Origin of the sequence: Streptomyces sp. NPDC046887, assembly GCF_040644755.1 — a bacterium.
GTDB lineage: Bacteria > Actinomycetota > Actinomycetes > Streptomycetales > Streptomycetaceae > Streptomyces > Streptomyces lichenis.
The window spans coordinates 31,200-51,377 of record NZ_JBEYXH010000005.1 but is presented as its reverse complement, the minus strand read 5'-3'; the positions used below and the strand labels follow the sequence as shown (position 1 = coordinate 51,377).

Genomic DNA, 20,178 nt, shown 5'->3' with positions numbered 1-20,178 from the left:
TGGATATGGACAAGCAGCAGGAATTCGTGCTCCGTACGCTGGAGGAGCGTGACATCCGGTTCGTGCGCCTGTGGTTCACCGACGTACTCGGCTTCCTCAAGTCGGTCGCGGTCGCCCCGGCCGAGCTGGAGCAGGCCTTCGACGAGGGCATCGGCTTCGACGGCTCGGCGATCGAGGGATTCGCCCGGGTGTACGAGTCCGACATGATCGCCAAGCCGGACCCGGGGACCTTCCAGATCCTCCCCTGGCGCGCGGAGGCCCCCGGCACCGCACGCATGTTCTGCGACATCCTGATGCCCGACGGCTCCCCGTCCTTCGCCGACCCCCGCTACGTCCTCAAGCGCATCCTCGCCAAGACCTCCGACCTCGGCTTCACCTTCTACACCCACCCCGAGATCGAGTTCTTCCTGCTGAAGGACAAGCCGCTGGACGGTTCCAAGCCCGTCCCCGCCGACAACTCCGGGTACTTCGACCACACCCCGCAGAACGTCGGCATGGACTTCCGCCGCCAGGCGATCACCATGCTGGAGTCGATGGGGATCTCCGTTGAGTTCAGCCACCACGAGGGCGCCCCCGGCCAGCAGGAGATCGACCTCCGCTACGCCGACGCGCTCTCCACCGCCGACAACATCATGACCTTCCGCCTGGTCATGAAGCAGGTGGCGCTCGAACAGGGCGTCCAGGCCACCTTCATGCCCAAGCCGTTCTCGGAGTACCCGGGCTCGGGGATGCACACCCACCTCTCCCTCTTCGAGGGCGACCGCAACGCCTTCTACGAGTCCGGCGCCGAGTACCAGCTCTCCAAGGTCGGCCGCTCCTTCATCGCCGGCCTCCTCCAGCACGCCGCCGAGATCTCCGCCGTCACCAACCAGTGGGTCAACTCCTACAAGCGCATCTGGGGCGGCTCCGCCCGCACCGCCGGCTCCGGCGGCGAGGCCCCCTCCTACATCTGCTGGGGCCACAACAACCGCTCCGCCCTCATCCGGGTCCCCATGTACAAGCCCGGCAAGACCGGCTCCGCCCGCGTCGAGGTCCGCTCCATCGACGCCGGTGCCAACCCCTACCTCACCTACGCCGTCCTCCTCGCCGCCGGCCTCAAGGGCATCCAGGAGGGCTACGAACTCCCCGCCGGCGCCGACGACGACGTCTGGGCCCTCTCCGACGCCGAACGCCGCGCCATGGGCATCGAGCCCCTCCCGCAGAACCTCGGCGAGGCGATCTCCCTCATGGAACGCAGCGAACTCGTCGCCGAGACCCTCGGCGAGCACGTCTTCGACTTCTTCCTCCGCAATAAGAAGCAGGAGTGGGAGGAGTACCGCTCCGAGGTCACGGCTTTCGAGCTGCGGAAGAACCTGCCGGTGCTGTAGCCGCAGGTCAGCGGCTCAGGGAGCGATACGCGGGCGGGTCGCCCATTCCAGCAGAAGCGACCCGCCCGCGGCCACGATCAGTGGGTGGCTGACGCGTAAAGGCCCCAACGCTCAGGGGCGGGCGCCGGAGTGGTGAGGCAGGAGGGGCTGCCGCAGCCCTCTACACCGGTGTGGTGTGGCTGAAGCCGAGGGAGACGAGCCCTTCGGCCTGGCAGAGCCGGTCGGAGGGCCCGTCGACCTCTGTCTGGAGAAGTTGGTAGGCGGCGCCGTGAGCCTGGCCCCAGTGCATGGCGGCCCGCCACAGGAGGCGGCCAAGGCCCTGGCCTCGGGATTCGGGCAGGACGGCGAAGTACTGGGGCATGAGCTGGGGTCGTCCGATCGCGTCCGGGCACACTTCCATCGGGCCGATCGCGCCCACGATCCGCCCCTCGACGGCGGCGGCGAGGACCGGGCCGCACCGGCCGGCCCGCATCCGGGTGTGGAGGAAGGCCAGGCCGTCGGCTGCCATGGCCTCGGCGAACGGGGCGAAGGTCGCTTGCACGTCGGTCGGCCAGGCGGTGACGGTGCGGACCGGACCGCCGGGGGCGGGGCAGGGACCGATGGCGAAGTCCTTCAGCTGGATGCGGGTGCCGCGCGGGCGTGCGCTCTCGGGGCCGAGGGGGCGTACGACCCGGGCGCCTGTCACGTCGTGCACGGCCGCGAGCTTCGCGGCCAGCTCGGTGGCCTCCGCCACGACGCTGTCGTGGGGTCCGTAGGCGAAGACCTTGACGGTGCCGCGTCCGCGTTGGTCCAGGGTGGGGACGAGGGTGCGCTCGGGCTGGTGCACCACATCCTCGCGGAGGACCTTCTCGTCCTTCCGCCCGCCCCAGCGCCGGTCCTTGTCGTAGGGCAGGAAGCCGCCGGTAGCGGCCGCTCGCAGGACGTCCTCGAACAGGTCGACGCTCAAGGTGTCGGGGTGGACCGGGCCGAGGGTCGGCACGATCGGCGCGGTCAGTTGGGGCCGGAGCCAGTCCCAGCGGAAGAACATGGGCGGCACCCTAGCGGTGGGCCGGGCAGGGCTCAGGCCCCGACGCGAACGCGCCGGGGCCTGAGTGGAGCCGACCGGATCAGGTCGGTCAGTGGGGGTTGTCGTCTCCGGCGTCGCAGGAGCACTCCGCGCTCTCCACGATCGCGTCGAGGTCCTGGACGGCGGTGATCGTCGCGGTCGCGACGGGGGGTGCCGCGCGGCGGGCCGAGGGTGGTGGGCCGGGGAGGATGGTCACCGGTACGGGCGGGGTCATGAGGCGTTCTCCTTGTCTCCGTGCTGGCAGTAGCTGTGCAGCGGCGCCTTGGCCTCCTGGTAGTGCTTGGCCAGGGGGCGGCAGACCCGGCAGGTGCCGGACAGGGCGCAGCCCTCGCACCCACCGGTGCGAAGCATGAGGCGGTCGGCGATGGCGCCGAGCCGGGTGAGGCCGTCGATGCCTTCGGTCATCAGGTCGATCTGGTCGTCGCGGCCGACCTTGCAGATCGAGACCTTGGCGTGGGGGTCGGCGTGGAAGAAGGTGTGTCCCGCGTTGCAGCCGGCGAACGGCTTGCGCTGCCGCAGGTGGGCGGCGGACTGGGCGAGCAGCGGCTCACCGCCTCCGTAGATGGTGGGCGTCATGTTCGTGTACGCGTGGTTCTCGACGTTCCACTCCTCGGCGAGGGCGGCCATCTCGTCGGCCTCGGAGGCGTTGTCCTCGGTCACCACGACGTTGATCCGCAGCGGCAGCCCCGCCTCGCGCGCGGCGTCGATGCCGCGCCGGAACGCCTTCCAGGCCCCGCGGCGCTGGGTGAGGGTGTCGAAGGACTCCGCGCTCGCCCCGTACATGCTGACCACCAGCCGGTAGGGCGGGCAGTCCCGGAAGAGCTTGAGCACGATCAAGGCCCGGCTGCTGAGCCTGGAGGCCCGAGCCCGCGCGGCCGAAGGGGACGCTCGCAGCGCGCTGCGGGTACTCGCGTTGGCACATGAGGCACGGAGCACTGCGGGACCCGACGAGTTGTCCGGGGTCTTCTCGTTTCCCGAGGCCAAACAGTGGGCCTACGCCGGTACCACCCTGCTGGCCGTCGGGGGCGACGAGCACACCCGGCACGCCATAAGCGCTTCTCATCGTGCCGTGGAGCTGTACCACGCCGGGCCGGAAGCCGACCGCTCTCCCGGAGATCTACAAGCCGCCCACCTGGACCTGGCCACGGCCTACCTTGCCGGCGGCGAGGTTGAGAGAGCCGGTGTGCAGCTCTCGGAGGTGTGCACCGCCGAGGTATTCACGGCGAGCATCACCATCAGGCTCCGCAATCTGGCCGCGCTCCTTGGAAGCGAGCCGTACCGTGGCGCACGGTCGGCAGTCGATCTCCAAGCGCACATTCACGAAGTGACCGTCCGGCCCACTCTCGCCGGCAACCCCACGGAGCCCCGATGACCGCCCAGCCCCCCACGCCTGATCATTTGGTCACCGACCGCAGCCTTCTTTCCACCAAGGCGTATGGCACGGGTCAGCACCTGGCCGCCCGGCAATCCCTCTATCAGTGGCAAACCCCCAGCCACGACCTGCCGGGCATCGTGGTGAACGAACTGGCCGGCGTACGCGGTGCGGTCGCGGATGTGGGGTGCGGAAACGGGAAGTTCGTCGCCCGGGTGCGGGAGGTCCGTGCCGACCTGGTGGTGCTTCCGATGGACGTGTCTCACGGCATCCTCGGTGCCATTCCGGGGGCCCTCGTCGCGGATGTCCAACAACTCCCCATCACCGATGGAGCCCTCGGTGCGGTCCTTGCGCTTCACATGCTGTACCACGTCGAGGACCAGGCCCAGGCCGTGCGGGAGCTGGGCCGTGTACTGGCGCCCGGCGGAGTCGCGATCGTCTCCACCAACAGCAGGACCGACAAGCTGGAACTGGAGGACCTTTGGCGCCAGGCCGCGGGCGATGTGCTGGGCATCCAGGAGGGCCCGGCCCGAGTGCAGCTCTCTGCTCGCTTCACCCTGGAGGACGCGCCCGCGATCCTCGGTACGGTCTTCAGCGAGATCCGTACGATCCCTCTACCAGGAGTGATCGAGGTGACCGACGCTGAACCAGTCGTCGCGCACTTGGCCTCGTACGAAGCCTGGGCGGACAAGATGGGCGTCCCGTTCCGGGAGACGATCGAGCGCGCGCGAGAGCGGGTCAACGAGACCATTCGAGCGGAAGGCGCATTCAGTGTCACCTGCCTGGGCGGAATACTCGCCTGCCAAGGGCCATGACGGGAGGAGTACCGCTCCGAGGTCACCGCCTTCGAGCTCCGCAAGAACCTGCCGGTGCTGTAGGCGTAGCGGCGGGGCCCGGGCCGATGGTGATGAGCCACCGGCCCGGGACCGGAGCACTCCCGGCCTCCCGGGCCCGCCCGTCACAGCGCCCGAGGGGCGGGGTGGGGAGCCTCCATGACCTCGCGTGCCGCGTCGAGGAACGCCGACCGGTTCCCCTCCAGGTAGTCCCGCACGCTCTCAGCGTCGGGCAGGCCGTGCCACACGGTCTTGTTGAGGTCGAGGAAGTGGGCGTGCGCGGTCTCGTGCACGGCCAGGGGGAACTGGATGCGGAGGAGTCGATCCGCGACCCACAGCCTGTTCATCACGCCCTGGGTCGTGAGGCACCACTCGTCGGTGTCCTCCCACTGCGGCGGCCTGGTATAGGCGCAGCGTTCCGCCTCTGCCGAGACCTCGATGAACCGCTCCAGCAGGGCCAGCCGTTCCGCGCGCCGGGTCTCCGACAAGGCGATCCGCTGCCGCTGCTGTTCGGTGCGTTCCGCTGACTGCTGAGTCCTGTGCTGGACGAGGTAGGACAGCAGGCCGCCGAGGACGACGCCGCCCAACGATACGAGTGAGACCCAGAGTTGTCCTGCCATGGCGGTCATCCTTCCAGCCGTCCCTCCGCGGGGCGATCTCATTCGTGGCCGGTGCGACTACCGCGTCCGAGCCGTCCTGGACAGCCCCGTTCACCGGACCGAGCCCACGCCGGCCCGGCAGGCCGCCCACCACGCGCCGGAATCCCCTTTGACGGTGTGATCGGCATGCTGGGACGCTGCGGGCACTTCCGGGTGTCCGAGGGACCCGGGAGGCGGCCCGCCACAGGGCAGCCCGCGCACCGAGACGAAGGGGAAAGATGAGCCGACGGCGGCGGGTGGTGCTGCTCGGGGGTGGGTTCTCCACCGACGAGGACGGGTTGCTGGACGACTGGGTGCTGGGACTGACGGGGCGTCCGCCCGGGTGTGCTTCGTGCCGACGGCCAGTGGGGACGCGGAGGGGTACGTCGAGCGGTTCCACGCGGCGTTCGAGGGGCGGGAGTGCGAGGCCTCCGTCCTGCGGTTGTTCCGCCGCACGCTCGACGACGAGGCCCTGCGCTCCTTCCTGCTCTCGCAGGACGTGGTGTACGTCGGCGGGGGCAGCACCGCGAACCTGCTGGCGGTGTGGCGGACCCACGGGGTGGACCGGCTGCTGCGGGAGGCGTACGAGCAGGGCACCCTGCTCTGCGGGATCAGCGCGGGCGCCAACTGCTGGGCGGAGGCCTCGCACACCGACTCCTTCGGCCCGCTCGGCCCGCTGCGGGACGGGCTGGGCCTGCTGCCCGGGTCGGTCTGCCCGCACTACGACAGCGAACCGGGCCGCCGCCCCTCCTACCGGGCCGCCGTGGCCGACGGCACCCTGCCGCCCGGCTGGGCCGTGGACGACGGCGTCGGTGCTCTCTTCGTGGACGAGGATGTGGAGCAGGTGGTCGGCCGGACGACCGCCGCACAGGTGTACCGGGTCGAGCCGGACGGGGCCAGCGGGGTACGGGAGCGGGCCCTGTCCGCCGTACCGCTCACCGCCGTCAGGGACCAGGGCGGGCCGACCGCGACTAACGAGCCGACGGCGTGGTACGGGGCCAGGACCTTCTACCGATGGCGGGGAGCGGAGAGCCGGCCCTACGAGGAGCGTGTCGTGCTGTTCCGGGCGCGGTCCTTCGACGAGGCCGTCGAACAGGCCGAGCGGGAGTCGGCCGAGTACGCCGGGGCGAGCGACGCCGAAGTCCTCGGCATGGTGCAGGTCTACCGGATTTCCGAGGGCGACGGCGACGAGGAGGTGGGCGCGGGTACGGAGGTGTTCTCCCGGCTGTATGCGCTCGATCTCCCGGCGGACGCGTTTCTGGACCGGTTTGACTCGGGGCCGGAGCACACGCAGACGGCTGGGTGACGCCGCTGGGCGCCGGTGCCGGCTCGCGCCGAAGGCGGCCCCTCCTCGGCTGCCCCTGAGCAGAGGCGGCCGAGGGCGCGGCGGTGGCTCAGCGCTCTGACAGCTCGGAGGGCACCTCCTGGACCGTCCAGCCGTTGCCGTCCGGGTCGGTGAAGGTGAGGAAGGAGTTCCAGGTCTGGTCGCCCTTGCCCTCGGTCCAGCCGGTGGGGCCGAGGTGCTGGACGGGGCCGGCGGGGACGCCGCGGGAGAGGAGTTCGGCGTGGGCGGCCTCGATGTCGGTGACGCAGAGCTGGAGGCCGTGCAGGGAGCCGGGGGGTGTGGCGGAGGTGCCGGGCGCGGGGGGCATCCCGCTGGACAGGGCGATGGAGCAGCGGGAGCCGGGCGGGGTCAGCTGGACGATCCTGACCCCCGGCGCCACCTCGGTGTCCACGTCCACATGGAAGCCGCACCCCTGTGCGTAGAAGTCCCGCGCCCGGTCCAGGTCGGTGACCGGGATGTTGACCACTTCGAGTGTCCAGTTCATGGGCGGACGGTACGGCCGGAGACATGGCCCGGCAACCGGAAATCGGCCGCGGTCAGGGGTGCCAGGGGGTCCAGGTGAGGCGGCCGTCCAGGGTGAGGGCGGCGACGCCGCCGGGGGCGATGGCGGGGGCGCCGGAGAAGAGGGGGCCGCCGCCGCCCGTCCAGGGGCGGCCCGGGGCGGGTGCCATGGCCAGGCCGCCGGGGCGGCCGCGCAGGGCGAGGCCCCCGCGGTCGGGCGCGGAGACCACGGCGCCGTGTCCGGAGCGGCCGCCGGGGACCTCGGTCATCGGGCCCACCGGACGCCCGCCCCCGGTGAACCGGGCCGAGCGGGCGTCGCCGCTCACCGGCTCGCGGAACCAGAGGCGTACGCCGTCCTTACCGTCCGGGGCCGCGCTGAGCGCCACTGTGGTGGGGGGCAGGCCGGTGGCTATGGGGAGGGAGGGGGAGGAAGGGGAAGAGGGGGTGGGGGCGGCGGGGTGGGTCCAGGTCAGGACGGTCTTGGGGGTCGCGGCGAAGACATGGCCGCGGCCGGTGGCGTCCACCGCGGCCACCGGGTCGCCGCGCAGCTCCTTGCCGCCCGCCGACTGCCAGGGGGCGAAGCCGCCGTCGGGGCGCTGCACGGCCATGCTCATCGCGTGCCGGCCGTCCCGGACGTAGACCGCCGCCAGACCGGCGCGGTCCACCACCACCGCGGGCATGCTGATGTCGGCGCCGGCCCCCGCGTCCTCGGACTGGGGGCTGCCCAGCGAGCGCCACGGGCCGAACACCCCGCCCGGTGAGGCCTGGGTGGTCACCGCCACCTCCCGGCGGTACCCGCCGCCCGCCCCGCCGAGGTCGGTCCGCGTGCCGTAGACGGAGATCCGGCCGTCCGGCAGCCGTACGGGGACCACGCCGCCGTCCAGTCCGGCCCCCTCCTGGAGCACCGGCCCGGCCCACTGCGCCGCCTGGCCCGGCCGGTGCCACACCGCGAGCCGCCCGTCCAGCACTCCGAAGGCGTACAGCTCACCGGCGTGCGCCCCGGGCTGCACCCAGGACGTCGAACCCGACCGGGCGTACCGTATGGACTGCGCCCAGTTCCGCCCGGTGGGCCGCCCCGCCACCTTGCGGTCGCCGCAACCCGCCGGGTCCTCGCAGTAGTCGGTGTGGTCCATCCACGCGTACGTCTTCAGGGTGCGCAGCTTCGCCTCGAAGGTGCCAGGGTCCAGCGAGTGCGGCAGCGAACCGGTCGAGTAGCCCAGGTAGCTCTGCACCCCGAACGCCGGGCGGCCGGGGCGGCCGGCGTACCGGGCCAGCGCCGCCTGCACGAACCGCGCCCCGTAGGTGTGGTCCTGGTGGTCCGAGGTCCGCCCGGTCTTCTCGTTCAACCCCGGCGTCGGGTCCAGCATCCGTACGAAGGTGGGCCGGAACCGCCGCAGCACCCCGTCGATGGTGGCGACCACCTGCTCGCGGGTGTACGCGAAGTCCTCCCGTACCGGTGAACCGGCCGCCAGCTGCGAGCCGAGCGTCCCGGTCTTGCCGTCCCACAGTCCGTGCAGGCTGTGCGGCCGCTCGTCCGCGACGGTCCCGGCCTCCTTCAACTGCAGCCAGACCAGGCTGATCTGGGGCCGCGAGCGCAGGGTGTTCAGCTCGGCCCTGGACCCTCCGTCGATGGTGATCTCGGTGCGGTCCCAGGGGCTGGTGCGGTCGCCGGTGGCCATCTCCGCGTACGCCGCGCGTATGCCGTTCTGCCGGGCCTCCGCGTAGGCCGCCTTGTCGGCAGGGCGGCGCGGGTCCCCGCGGCGGTTGTTGCGGCCGTCGGACTCTCCGGCGGTGAGATAGACGGAGGTCAGGCTGCGGCCGGAGGCTATGGACTGGCTGGTGTCGGGGTTCATGAAGAACAGGTCGTCGTCCGGGTGGGACATGAACTGGACGACGGACTCGCCCGAGGTCCGCACCGGCTTGACCGCCAGCGCCTCCGGCACCCCGCGGCTCGGCACGTCCGAGGCGTCCGAGGACCCGGTGGTCGCCACCAGCACGCCGCCCGTGATGCCGAGCAGAACGGCGACCGGGGTGGCGACGAGCAGTCCGCGGCGGACCGTGGACGGGACGGCCGCGAGGCGGGTGGCGAGGCCGGCGGGGCGGCGCGAGGTCATGGCGGACTCCGGGAGGAGGGACGGACGGACCCGGGGGCCGATGGGGCCCGGGGAGGAGGGACGGTCGGACCAGGGGGAGGAGAAGCGGTCCGACCAGGGAGAAAGAGGCCGGACGGAGCCTCGGGGTTGTGGGGGTGGCGTGTGGGGTGGCTCACTGCCCATCCCCCCCGCGCCACCCCGGGGGCGGGGGAGAGACCCGCACTCGGGGGCGCGTACGCCCGCCTGAGGCCCGGGGCCCCGGGTCCGTACCCCCGGAAGACCCGCCCCCCCCGAGCCCTCACGGCCCCGGGGAGCCCCCCGATCCGGCCACCCCCTCACACCCCGAGCCGGGTGCTCCGACCCCGTGGCCCGGGCGGGGATAGGCTCGGGAAGGCGGGCGCCGGGGCCGGACGGGATTCGGCGGCCGAGGGCCCGCAGGGGCTGGTACCGACCCGAGAAGGGGGCCGCGGATGACGGTGCAGGGACGTCGGAGCAGTGCCTTCACCCGGCTGCTGCGGCACGGGTTCACCGATCCGGGGGACGCCGAGCGGCTGCTGGAGCTGCCGGTGCTGTCCGCCGTACGCGGGGATCCGGTCCTGCTGGACGCGCTGGGGGCCACCGCCGACCCCGATCTGGCGCTGCTCGGGCTGGTCCGGCTCGCGGAGGCGCAGGAGGACGGGGGGCGGGAGCTGCTGGGCACCGTGCTGGGCGCCAAGCCGCTGCGGGACCGGTTGCTCGGGGTGCTCGGCGCCTCCGAGGCGCTCGGCGACCATCTGACCCGCCACCCCCGCGACTGGCAGGCGCTGGTCACCTATGAGTCGGCCGATCTGCACCCGGGCGTGGTGGAGTTCGAGCACGGGCTGGCGGGGGCCGACGACCCGGTGGCGCTGCGGGTGGCCTACCGGCGGTGCCTGCTGTCGATCGCCGCGCGGGATGTGTGCGGGACGACGGATGTCGCCGAGACCGCCGCCGAGCTGGCCGCGCTGGCCACCGCCACCCTGCGCCGGGCGCTGGCCCTCGCCCAGCTGGACGCGCCCGAGGACGCCGCGGTCTGCCGGCTCGCGGTGATCGCCATGGGCAAGTGCGGGGGCGATGAGCTGAATTATGTGTCTGATGTCGATGTGATCTTCGTGGGGGAGGCGGTGGGGGAGGTGGAGGAGGCCAAGGCGTTGCAGGCCGCCACCCGGCTCGCCTCGCATCTGATGCGGATCTGCTCCGAGACCACCGTCGAGGGCGCCATCTGGCCGGTGGACGCCAACCTCCGCCCCGAGGGCCGCAACGGGCCGCTGGTGCGCACCCTCTCCAGCCATCTCGCCTACTACCAGCGCTGGGCCAAGACCTGGGAGTTCCAGGCGCTGCTGAAGGCCCGCCCGGTGGCCGGGGACGCGAACCTCGGCACGGCGTACATGGAGGCCGTGTCACCGCTGGTGTGGGGCGCCGCCGAGCGGGAGAACTTCGTCACCGATGTGCAGAAGATGCGGCGCAGGGTGGTGGACAACATCCCGGTGCACCATGTGGACCGGGAGCTGAAGCTGGGGCCGGGGGGCCTGCGGGACGTGGAGTTCGCGGTGCAGCTGCTCCAGCTGGTGCACGGCCGCAGCGACGCCACCCTGCACAGCGGCAGCACCCTGGACGCCCTCGCCGCGCTGGCCGCCGGGGGCTATGTGGGCCGCGCCGACGCCGCGCAGCTGGACGAGGCGTACCGCTTCCTGCGCACCATGGAGCACCGCATCCAGCTGCACCGGATGCGCCGCACCCACCTCGTACCGGAGGACGAGAAGGACCTGCGGCGGCTGGGGCGGTCGATGGGGCTGCGCACCGAGCCGGTCACCGCCCTCAACAAGGAGTGGCGGCGGCACGCGGCCGTGGTCCGCCGGCTGCACGAGAAGCTGTTCTACCGGCCGCTGCTGGACGCCGTCGCCCAGCTCGCCCCCGGCGAGACCCGGCTCAGCGCCAAGGCCGCCGGACAGCGGCTGGAGGCCCTGGGGTACGCCGACCCGGCCGCCGCGCTGCGCCATCTGGAAGCGCTGTCCTCCGGGGTGTCCCGCAAGGCCGCCATCCAGCGCACCCTGCTGCCGGTGCTGCTCGGCTGGTTCGCCGACTCCGCCGACCCGGACGCCGGGCTGCTCGGCTTCCGCAAGGTCTCGGACGCGCTCGGCAAGACTCCTTGGTATCTGCGGCTGCTGCGCGACGAGGGCGCCGCCGCGGAGAACCTGGCCCGGGTGCTGTCGGCCGGCCGACTCGCCCCCGACCTGCTGATGCGCGCCCCCGAGGCGGTCGCCATCCTGGGCGCACCGGAAGGGCTCAGGCCGCGCGACCGGGCCCATCTGGAGGCGGAGGTGCTGGCCGGGGTGGGCCGCGCCGAGGACGCCGAGACGGCGGTGGCGGTGGCCCGCGGCGTACGGCGCCGGGAGCTGTTCCGCACCTCGGCCGCCGACCTCATCGGCTCCTACGGCACCGAGGACAGCCCCGCCGAGGCCGACCCGGGTGACCTGGTGGACCGGGTCGGGCAGGCCATCACCGATCTGACCGCGGCCACCGTCGCCGGGGCGCTGCGGGCCGCCGTATGCGCCCAGTGGGGCGACACCCTGCCCACCCGGTTCGCCGTCATCGGCATGGGCCGCTTCGGCGGCCACGAACTGAACTACGGCTCCGACGCCGATGTGCTGTTCGTGCACGAGCCGCGCGAGGGCGTGGACGAGCAGGAGTCCGCGCGCGCCGCCAACGCGGTGGTCGCCGAGATGCGCCGGCTGCTCCAACTCCCCACCGCCGACCCGCCGCTGCTGATCGACGCCGACCTGCGCCCCGAGGGCCGCAGCGGACCGCTGGTGCGCACCCTCAACTCGTACGCCGCCTACTACCGCCGCTGGTCGCTCGGGTGGGAGGCGCAGGCCCTGCTGCGGGCCGAGCCGATGGCCGGCGACGAGGAGCTGGGCCGTCGCTTCCTCGCCCTGGCCGACCCGCTGCGCTACCCCAAGGGCGGGCTGGACGAGGCCGCGGTGCGCGAGATCCGGCGGCTGAAGGCCCGGATGGAGAACGAGCGCCTGCCGCGCGGCGCCGACCCTGCCCTGCACACCAAGCTGGGCCGGGGCGGGCTGTCGGATGTGGAGTGGACGGTGCAGCTGCTCCAGATGCGGCACGGCCACGAGCTGCCCGCGCTGCGCACCACCCGGACCCGCCGGGCGCTGGCCGCCGCCGCGGACGCCGGGCTGGTGTCGGAGGCGGACGCCAGGACCCTGGACGACGCCTGGGTGCTGGCCACCCGGGTGCGCAACGGGGTGATGCTGGTACGCGGCCGGGCCGGCGACACCTTCCCCTCCGAGAGCCGCGAACTCTCCGCCGTCGCCCGCTACCTGGGCTACGGCCCCGGGCACGCCGGCGAGATGCTGGACGACTACCGGCGCACCACCCGGCGGGCCCGGGGAGTGGTGGAGGAGCTGTTCTACGGAGGGTGAGGGATACGGGGGGTAGGGCCGTTACGGGGACGGGGACGGGGACGGGGCCGGGCGGGCGGTCAGGGGGCGCCATGTCCCACCCGCCCGCCCCCAGGCACGGGCGGCACCCTCAGACCTGGACCCCCGGTACCCCGTCCTCGACCACCACGCTCGCCCGGGTGCTCACCGGGGCGCCGGGGCGGGTGACGTAGGGGACCACCCGGAAGTCGGTGCGCCAGCGCCGCCGGTCCACATGGACCCGGACATAGCCGCGCTGGCCGTTGAAGAACTTCATATGCGGGTTGGCGGCCAGGAACTTCCGGCCCTCCTCGGTCAGGTCGGCGCCGTCGCCGCCGCTGGTGACGGAGGTGCCGACGAACTCGGCGCCGACGGTGGGCGCGTCCGGGTCCGCGTAGTCCCGCTTGAGGTCCCAGGCGTAGTTCTGGTGCCGGTCGCCGGTGATCACCACCAGGTTGCGCACCCCGGTGGCGTCGGCCTCGGCGAGCAGCCGGTTCCGCTCGGCGACATAGCCGTCCCAGGGGTCGGTCCACACCGAGGTGCCCGGCCCGGGGTCCTGGTCGGTCTGGCCCAGCGGTGCCTGGTTGCCCAGCACCTGCCAGCGGGCCGGGGAGCGCCGGAAGCCCTTGAGCACCCAGTCGCGCTGGGCGGCGCCCAGCAGGGTGCGCTGGGGGTCGAAGCGCTCGGGGCAGTTCGCGGTCACCGTGTCCCCGCAGGCCTGGTCGTCCCGGTACTGCCGGGTGTCCAGCATGGTGAAGTCGGCGAGCCGGCCGTAGGGCAGCCGGCGGTACATCCGCACGTCCGGCCCCTGGGGCAGCTGCGGGCGGCGCAGCGGCGCGTGCTCGTACAGGGCCTGGAAGGCGGCGGCCCGGCGGACCCGGAAGGGGCCGGGGTCCTGGCCCTTCTCCGGGATGTCGCCGGCCCAGTTGTTCTCCACCTCGTGGTCGTCGAAGGTCATGATCCACGGGAAGTTGGCGTGCGCCTGGCGCAGCGGGGCCTCGCTCTTGTAGAGGCCGTACTGGAGCCGGTAGCGGGCCAGATCGGTGGTCTCGGTGTGCAGCGAGGGGTCGGTGGTCACACCCCGCTTGTTGGTCTTCACCCCGTACTCGTAGAGGTAGTCGCCGAGGTGGACCACCAGGTCGAGGTCCTCGGCCGCCATGTGCTCGTACGCGGTGTAGAACCCGTCCTGCCAGGCCTGGCAGGAGGCGAAGGCGAAGGTCAGCTCGCGCGGGTCGGCCCCGGGCAGCGGGGTGGTGCGGGTGCGGCCGGTGGGGGAGAGGTGGCCGCCGGCCCGGAAGCGGTAGAAGTACACCCGGTCCGGCAGCAGCCCGCTGATCTCGGGGTGGACGGAGTGCGCCAGCTCCGGGGTGGCGGTCACGGTGCCCCGGCGGACCAGCCTGCGGAAGCGCTCGTCGGTGGCGATCTCGTACTCGACCTTCACCGGGACCGGCGGCATACCGCCGCGCCCGTCCGGGTCCAGCGGCTTGGGGGCGAGCCGGGTCCACAGGACCACGCCGTCCCCGCGGGGGTCGCCGGAGGCGATACCCAGGGTGAAGGGGTCGGAGGGCAGGCGGATGGACGTGGCGGATCTGGCGTGGGCGGTGCCGGAGCTCCATTCGCCGGTGCCGAGCATCAGCGCGCCCACTCCGACGCCGGCGAAGCCGATCGCTCTGCGCCGGGTGACGAGCGGGCCGCCGTGCGCGTCGGCGGCGAGCGGGCTGTCGAGCCGGGGGCCGAGACGTCCGGCCATCGGGATCCTCCTGGCTGCTGGGGGACGAACCGCCAGTAGCGTCGGAGGAGTTGGTGACAAGGGGCCTTCGGGAGCGCGTCCGGCCGCCGAGTAGCGGCCAAGCACAACATGAACATGCCACCGATGGCATACGGGTACCGAGAAGCCGGTGAATTCGGCCTTACCGGCACCGTGCCGGAAGGTTCCCCCCTGCGAGAGCCGGGCTCAGACGCGCTGGGGCCGCGGGCCGGACAGCAGGGCCGGGGCGGCGGGCACCTGGCGGTCCAGCCGGTGCGGCAGCCGCCCGTACCAGACGTACGCCAGGGTGTAGCCGAAGGCCAGGCAGATCATCCCGCCGACCGCGTCCAGCCAGAAGTGGTTGGCGGTGGCGACGATGACCACCAGGGTGGCCGTCGGGTAGAGCAGCCCGAGGATCTTGGCCCAGGGGGCCCGCGCCAGCGCGAAGATGGTCAGCCCGCACCACAGCGACCAGCCGATGTGCATCGACGGCATGGCCGCGTACTGGTTGGACATGTTCTTCAGGTTCCCCGAGGCCATCGAGCCCCAGGTGTGGTGGACCAGCACGGTGTCGATGAACTTCTCGCTGGTCATCAGGCGCGGCGGGGCCAGCGGGTACAGGTAGTAGCCGAGCAGGGCGATCCCGGTGGTGGAGAACAGCACCAGCCGGGTGGCCGCGTACCGCCCCGGGTGCCAGCGGTACAGCCACACCAGCACCCCGATGGTGACGATGAAGTGCAGGGTGGCGTAGTAGTAGTTCATCCCCACGATCAGCCACGTCACGGAGTCCACGGCGTGGTTGACGGTCTTCTCGAAGGCGAGCCCGACGCTCTGCTCGGCGTGCCAGATCCAGTCGGCGTTGCGCAGCGCCTGCGCCTTCTGCTCGGGCACCGCGTTGCGGATCAGCGAGTACGTCCAGTAGCTGATCGCGATCAGCAGGATCTCGAACCAGATCCGGGGCCGGCGTGGGGTACGCCACCGCCGCCGGCCGCCGCGCCCGTCTTCGAGGCCGGGGCCCAGGGGGGCGTCCGGTGCGGTCACGGAAGGTTCCGCCCCTGCTGCCGGAGCCTTCGCTCCCGGAGCCTCGCGGCCCTCCCGTGTCGTCACCGTCGCTTCACCCATGGGGCAAGAGTCTGCCAGACGAGTGGGATGGGTCGATCATCCGTCAGTCGGTTCTCTTCCCGCCCCCGTCCCCCCTGGGTACTACACCGACCCGGACTCCCCGGGCTCCCCGGGAAGGGGCTACTCCCGGCCCTGGCCGTTCGCCGAGCGCTGCCCGTGCGGGCCGGCCGCGGTGGAGCCGCGTACCACCAGCTCCGGCATGAAGACGAACTCGCTCGGCGGGGCCGGGGTGCCGCCGATCTCCTCCAGCAGCGCCCGCACCGCGGCCTGGCCCATCGCCTGCACCGGCTGGCGGATGGTGGTCAGCGGCGGGTCGGTGAACGCTATGAGCGGGGAGTCGTCGAAGCCGACCACCGAGACGTCCCCCGGCACGGTCAGCCCGCGCTGCCGGGCGGCCCGGATCGCGCCGAGCGCCATCATGTCGCTGGCGCACACCACCGCGGTGCAGCCGCGTTCGATCAGCGCGCCCGCCGCGGCCTGCCCGCCCTCCAGGGAGTACAGGGAGTGCTGCACCAGCTCCTCGCACTCGTCGGGGCCGAGGCCCAGCCGGGCCTGCATCCCGAGCCGGAAGCCCTCGATCTTGCGGAGCACCGGCACGAACCGCTTCGGCCCGACCGCCAGACCGATCCGGGTGTGGCCGAGGGCGGCGAGGTGGGTGACGGCCAGCTGCATCGCGGCCCGGTCGTCGGGGGAGACGAAGGTGGCCTCCACCTTCGGCGAGTAGCCGTTGATCAGCACATACGGAACGCCCTGGCCGCGCAGCTGGTCGTAGCGCTGGGTGTCGGCGGTGGTGTCCGCGTGCAGCCCGGAGACGAAGATGATCCCGGCCACGCCCCGCTCGACCAGCATTTCGGTCAGCTCGTCCTCGGTGGAGCCGCCCGGGGTCTGGGTGGCCAGCACGGGGGTGTAGCCCTGCCGGGTCAGGCCCTGCCCGATCACCTGGGCCAGGGCGGGGAAGATCGGGTTGTCCAGCTCCGGGATTATCAGCCCGACCAGTCCCGCGCTGCGCTGGCGCAGCCGTACCGGGCGTTCATAGCCCAGCACGTCCAGCGCGGCAAGCACGGACTGGCGGGTGGCCGCGGCCACACCGGGTTTGCCGTTGAGCACGCGGCTGACAGTGGCTTCGCTGACTCCCGCCTGGGCTGCGATGTCGGCTAGCCGCGCGGTCATGGGATGCGACTGTACCGGCCCCACGTCAGCTTGCCCACCAGACGGCGGACTCGGGGGCCAGCACCACCGTCCCGGCCGGTCCGCCCGCCGCGGCCCCGGTGCCGCCCTCGGGCGCCGGCGCCGGGACCATGGCCGTGCCCTCCGCGTCCGCCGGGGCCGCCGCGCCGGGGACGCTGCCCAGCAGCGGCCGGCCGCCGGGCGCGGGCACCTCCACCGGGCGGTCCGTCAGATTGACCGTGCAGACCAGTTCGCCGTCGTCCGTGCTGTCGGTGGCGGTGCGGCGGAAGGCCAGCACCCCGTCCGGGGCCGGCAGCCAGTCCAGCCCCTCGCCCGCGCCGAGCGCCGGATGGGCCCGGCGCAGCGCCAGCGCGGAGCGGTACAGCTCCAGGGTGGAGTCCGCCTCACCGCTCTGCGCCGCCACCGACAGGGCGCCCCACTCCGCGGGCTGCGGAAGCCAGCTGCCGCCCGGCCCGAAGCCGTACGAGGGACCGGTCCGCGTCCAGGGGATCGGCACCCGGCACCCGTCGCGCAGCCCGTCCTGACCGTCCTGCCCCTCTCCCTGGCCGCTGCGGCGGCGGAACGCCGGGTCCTGGCGCACCTCGTCGGGGAGGTCCGCCACCTCCGGCAGCCCCAGCTCCTCCCCCTGGTAGAGGTACGCGGAGCCGGGCAGCGCCAGCATCAGCAGCGCCGCCGCCCGGGCCCGCCGCAGCCCGGCCGCCCCGGTCCCGTAGCGGCTGGTGTGCCGGACCACGTCGTGGTTGGAGAGCACCCAGGTGGTGGGGGCGCCCACCGCGGTGGTGGCCCGCAGCGAGTCGTCGATCACCCGGCGCAGCGCGGCCGCGTCCCACGGGGTCTGGAGGAAGGCGAAGTTGAACGCCTGGTGCAGCTCGTCCGGGCGTACGTAGAGGGAGAGCCGTTCGGCGTTGGGCGCCCACGCTTCGGCGACCCCGATCCGGGCCGGGCCGCCGTGCTCGGCCGTATAGGAGTCGAGCAGCGTCCGCCAGCCGCGGTGGATCTCGTGCACCCCGTCCTGGTCGAAGAACGGCAGCTGCTGGGCGCCGATCAGCCGGACCTGCTCGCGGTGGCCGATGTCGGGCAGCCCGGGCGCCTTGACCATGCCGTGCGCCACGTCGATCCGGAAGCCGTCCACGCCCAGGTCCAGCCAGAACCGCAGCACCGAGGCGAACTCGGCCCGCACCTCCTCGTTCTCCCAGTCCAGATCGGGCTGTTCGGGGGCGAACAGGTGCAGATACCAGTCGCCGCCGGCGGTACGGGTCCAGGCCGGGCCGCCGAAGACCGACTCCCAGTCGTTGGGCGGCAGCGCGCCGTCCGGGCCCTGGCCGGGGCGGAAGAGGTACCGGGCGCGGGCGGCCGGGTCGCCGGCCAGCGCGGCGGTGAACCAGGGGTGCAGCTCGGAGGTGTGGTTGGGGACCACGTCCACGATCACCTTCAGGCCCAGGGTGTGGGCCTCCCGCACCAGGGCGGCGGCGTCGTCCAGGTCGCCGAAGAGCGGGTCCACCGCCCGGTAGTCGGCCACGTCATAGCCGCCGTCGGCCTGCGGGGAGGCGTAGAACGGGGTGAGCCAGACGGCGTCCGCGCCCAGGGCGGCCAGATGCCCCAGCCGCTCGCGGGCGCCGCGCAGGTCGCCGATCCCGTCGCCGTCGCCGTCCGCGAAGGAGCGCACGTACACCTGGTAGATCACCGCCCACCGCCACCAGTCGGCCTCGGGCCCGGGCCGGTGGTCGGTCATACGGAGGTCCTCCGGGTCGGGAAGTTCCCGCGGGGGCTCCGGCTCGGGCAGTTCCCGTACGGGCGAGGTCAGCTCGTGTGCGGCCATGGAGGGTCCCTCTCGATGGTCGGGGGGTGTCGCACGGTCCAACGAGCCCGGGGCTCCGCTGCAACGGCTCTGCAAGAGGAACTGAAAGGACTTGCAGTCGCCATGGCACCCGCCCGGGCCCCGTCGCCCCACCCTGTCAAGCGATACGTCGGCAACCTTCGGGACACGCGGACGTAACGATCGGTCGGCCTTGCAGAAAATTGCCGCAAGGCCTTTCGGCGCGTTTTCATCCCTGTTACGTTCCTGGCAACCCGGCGCGCCGCGAAGGAGCGGATCGCATGGAGGCCTGTGATCCGCTGATCCGCCTCGCCCCCGGGGACACCTGATGAGGAGTGCACATGCGGCGTGGCATAGCGGCCACCGCGCTGGTCGCGGCCCTGGGCCTGACGGCGACGGCGTGCGGCGGCGACAGCGGCTCCGGGGGCGGCGACGCCAACGGCGAGCTCAGCGGCACGGTGACCTGGTGGGACACCTCCACCGTCGGCAGCGAGGACAAGGTCTTCAAGAAGCTCGCCGAGGACTTCACCAAGAAGCACCCCAAGGTCACGGTCAAGTATGTGAACGTGCCCTTCGGCGAGGCGCAGAACAAGTTCAAGAACGCCGCCCAGTCCGGCTCCGGCGCCCCCGACGTGATCCGCTCCGAGGTGGCCTGGACTCCCGAGTTCGCCGACCTCGGCTACCTCGCCCCGCTGGACAAGACGGCCGCGCTGAAGAACCAGGACGACTTCCTGAAGCAGGCCGCCGCCTCCACCCAGTACAACGGCAAGACCTACGCCGTGCCGCAGGTCATCGACTCCATGGGCATCTTCTACAACAAGAAGATCTTCAAGGAGGCCGGCGTCGACGTCCCCGAGACCATCGACCAGCTGAAGACCACCGCCGCCACCATCAAGAAGAAGACCGGCAAGACCGGCCTCTACCTGCGCGGCGACGACGCCTACTGGTTCCTCTCCTTCCTCTACGGCGAGGGCGGCGACATGGTCGACGCGGAGAAGAAGACGGTCACCGTCGACAACCCGGCCGGCGTCAAGGCCATGCAGACCGTCAAGGACCTGGTCGACTCCAAGGCCGCGATCACCGACGCGACCAACGGCTGGGACAACATGCAGGCCGCCTTCAAGGACGGCAAGGTCGCCATGATGATCAACGGCCCCTGGGCGGTCACCGACACCTACGCCGGGGCCGAGTTCGCCGACAAGGCCAACCTGGGCATCGCCCCCGTCCCGGCCGGCTCCGCCGCCCAGGGCGCCCCGCAGGGCGGCCACAACCTCGCCGTCTACGCCGGTTCCAAGAACCTCGCCGCCTCCTACGCCTTCACCGAGTACATGACCTCGGCGGAGTCCCAGGCCAAGGTCGCCACCGAGCTGAGCCTGCTGCCCACCCGCCAGTCGGTCTACATCAAGCCGGACGTGGCGAAGAACCAGATCATCGGCTTCTTCAAGCCGGTCGTCGAGAAGTCCGTCGAGCGCCCCTGGATCCCGGAGGGCGGCTCCCTGTTCGCCCCGCTGGTGACCGAGTACACCAAGGTCCTCACCGGCCAGACCAGCCCCGAGCAGGGCGCCAAGGCCACCGGCGAGGAGTACCGCAAGCTCCTCAAGGGCTGGAAGTAACGGACGGCACCGGACCCGTTCGGGA

General features: G+C 72.5%; 14 protein-coding genes and 2 pseudogenes. 6 read left to right on the top strand and 10 right to left on the bottom strand.

Annotated elements, in window-relative coordinates:
- The first annotated feature begins 5 nt into the window (after positions 1-5).
- Entirely contained in the window at positions 6-1,367 is a 1,362-nt protein-coding gene (locus ABZ945_RS07470; protein ID WP_361265403.1) for a glutamine synthetase family protein, read from the top strand.
- Positions 1,368-1,527: 160 nt separating this feature from the next.
- Here ABZ945_RS07470 and ABZ945_RS07465 read toward each other — a convergent pair whose 3' ends face one another.
- The 3 genes and pseudogenes from ABZ945_RS07465 to ABZ945_RS07455 form a co-directional block, all read right to left on the bottom strand.
- The gene (locus ABZ945_RS07465; RefSeq protein ID WP_361265400.1) at positions 1,528-2,394 is read right to left on the bottom strand and encodes a GNAT family N-acetyltransferase; all 867 of its coding nucleotides are present in this window, start codon (positions 2,392-2,394) and stop codon (positions 1,528-1,530) included.
- 88 nt (positions 2,395-2,482) lie between these two features.
- Positions 2,483-2,647, bottom strand: a complete 165-nt coding sequence (locus ABZ945_RS07460) for a hypothetical protein (RefSeq protein WP_361265397.1) — start codon at positions 2,645-2,647, stop codon at positions 2,483-2,485.
- A pseudogene (locus tag ABZ945_RS07455) lies at positions 2,644-3,264 on the bottom strand (radical SAM protein); the annotation flags it as partial. The pseudogene ABZ945_RS07455 and the gene ABZ945_RS07460, both read right to left, overlap by 4 nt.
- Between ABZ945_RS07455 and ABZ945_RS07450 the strand changes: the two are divergent.
- Both ABZ945_RS07450 and ABZ945_RS07445 read left to right on the top strand, forming a co-directional pair.
- On the top strand, positions 3,257-3,805 hold the full coding sequence (locus tag ABZ945_RS07450) for a hypothetical protein (protein ID WP_361265394.1): 549 nt from the start codon (positions 3,257-3,259) through the stop codon (positions 3,803-3,805). The pseudogene ABZ945_RS07455 and the gene ABZ945_RS07450 sit on opposite strands and share 8 nt — an antisense overlap.
- Positions 3,802-4,620: a class I SAM-dependent methyltransferase gene (locus ABZ945_RS07445; RefSeq protein WP_361265392.1), complete on the top strand. Its 819-nt coding sequence runs from the start codon at positions 3,802-3,804 to the stop codon at positions 4,618-4,620. The genes ABZ945_RS07450 and ABZ945_RS07445 overlap by 4 nt, the downstream gene beginning before the upstream one ends.
- A gap of 143 nt (positions 4,621-4,763) precedes the next feature.
- Here the strand turns inward: ABZ945_RS07445 and ABZ945_RS07440 are convergent, their stop codons facing one another.
- Positions 4,764-5,267 (bottom strand): hypothetical protein, encoded by a 504-nt coding sequence (locus ABZ945_RS07440; protein ID WP_361265389.1) that lies wholly within the window; start codon positions 5,265-5,267, stop codon positions 4,764-4,766.
- 248 nt (positions 5,268-5,515) lie between these two features.
- Here ABZ945_RS07440 and ABZ945_RS07435 point away from each other — a divergent pair.
- Positions 5,516-6,198: pseudogene (locus ABZ945_RS07435) on the top strand (peptidase E); the annotation flags it as partial.
- Positions 6,199-6,670: 472 nt separating this feature from the next.
- On the opposite strand, the gene ABZ945_RS07430 reads toward ABZ945_RS07435, so the two are convergent.
- Both ABZ945_RS07430 and ABZ945_RS07425 read right to left on the bottom strand, forming a co-directional pair.
- Positions 6,671-7,105, bottom strand: a complete 435-nt coding sequence (locus ABZ945_RS07430) for a VOC family protein (protein WP_361265387.1) — start codon at positions 7,103-7,105, stop codon at positions 6,671-6,673.
- A gap of 52 nt (positions 7,106-7,157) precedes the next feature.
- Positions 7,158-9,236: a PIG-L family deacetylase gene (locus ABZ945_RS07425; protein WP_361265383.1), complete on the bottom strand. Its 2,079-nt coding sequence runs from the start codon at positions 9,234-9,236 to the stop codon at positions 7,158-7,160.
- A gap of 449 nt (positions 9,237-9,685) precedes the next feature.
- On the opposite strand from ABZ945_RS07425, the gene ABZ945_RS07420 reads away from it, so the two are divergent.
- Positions 9,686-12,670 (top strand): bifunctional [glutamine synthetase] adenylyltransferase/[glutamine synthetase]-adenylyl-L-tyrosine phosphorylase, encoded by a 2,985-nt coding sequence (locus ABZ945_RS07420; protein WP_361265379.1) that lies wholly within the window; start codon positions 9,686-9,688, stop codon positions 12,668-12,670.
- A 109-nt stretch (positions 12,671-12,779) separates the two neighbouring features.
- On the opposite strand, the gene ABZ945_RS07415 is transcribed toward ABZ945_RS07420, so the two are convergent.
- From ABZ945_RS07415 to ABZ945_RS07400, 4 genes are all read right to left on the bottom strand, one after another.
- The gene (locus ABZ945_RS07415) at positions 12,780-14,300 is read right to left on the bottom strand and encodes an alkaline phosphatase D family protein (RefSeq protein ID WP_361265986.1); all 1,521 of its coding nucleotides are present in this window, start codon (positions 14,298-14,300) and stop codon (positions 12,780-12,782) included.
- Between the two features lie 321 nt (positions 14,301-14,621).
- The gene (locus ABZ945_RS07410; protein ID WP_361265376.1) at positions 14,622-15,536 is read right to left on the bottom strand and encodes a phosphatase PAP2 family protein; all 915 of its coding nucleotides are present in this window, start codon (positions 15,534-15,536) and stop codon (positions 14,622-14,624) included.
- Positions 15,537-15,656: 120 nt separating this feature from the next.
- Positions 15,657-16,706 (bottom strand): LacI family DNA-binding transcriptional regulator, encoded by a 1,050-nt coding sequence (locus ABZ945_RS07405; protein WP_361265373.1) that lies wholly within the window; start codon positions 16,704-16,706, stop codon positions 15,657-15,659.
- A 25-nt stretch (positions 16,707-16,731) separates the two neighbouring features.
- Positions 16,732-18,456, bottom strand: coding sequence for a glycoside hydrolase family 13 protein (locus tag ABZ945_RS07400; RefSeq protein WP_361265983.1), 1,725 nt, complete (start codon positions 18,454-18,456; stop codon positions 16,732-16,734).
- 425 nt (positions 18,457-18,881) lie between these two features.
- Between ABZ945_RS07400 and ABZ945_RS07395 the strand changes: the two genes are divergently transcribed.
- Positions 18,882-20,153 carry an extracellular solute-binding protein gene (locus tag ABZ945_RS07395; RefSeq protein WP_361265370.1) on the top strand — a complete coding sequence of 424 codons (1,272 nt, stop codon included), beginning with the start codon at positions 18,882-18,884 and terminating at the stop codon, positions 20,151-20,153.
- Positions 20,154-20,178 lie beyond the last annotated feature (25 nt).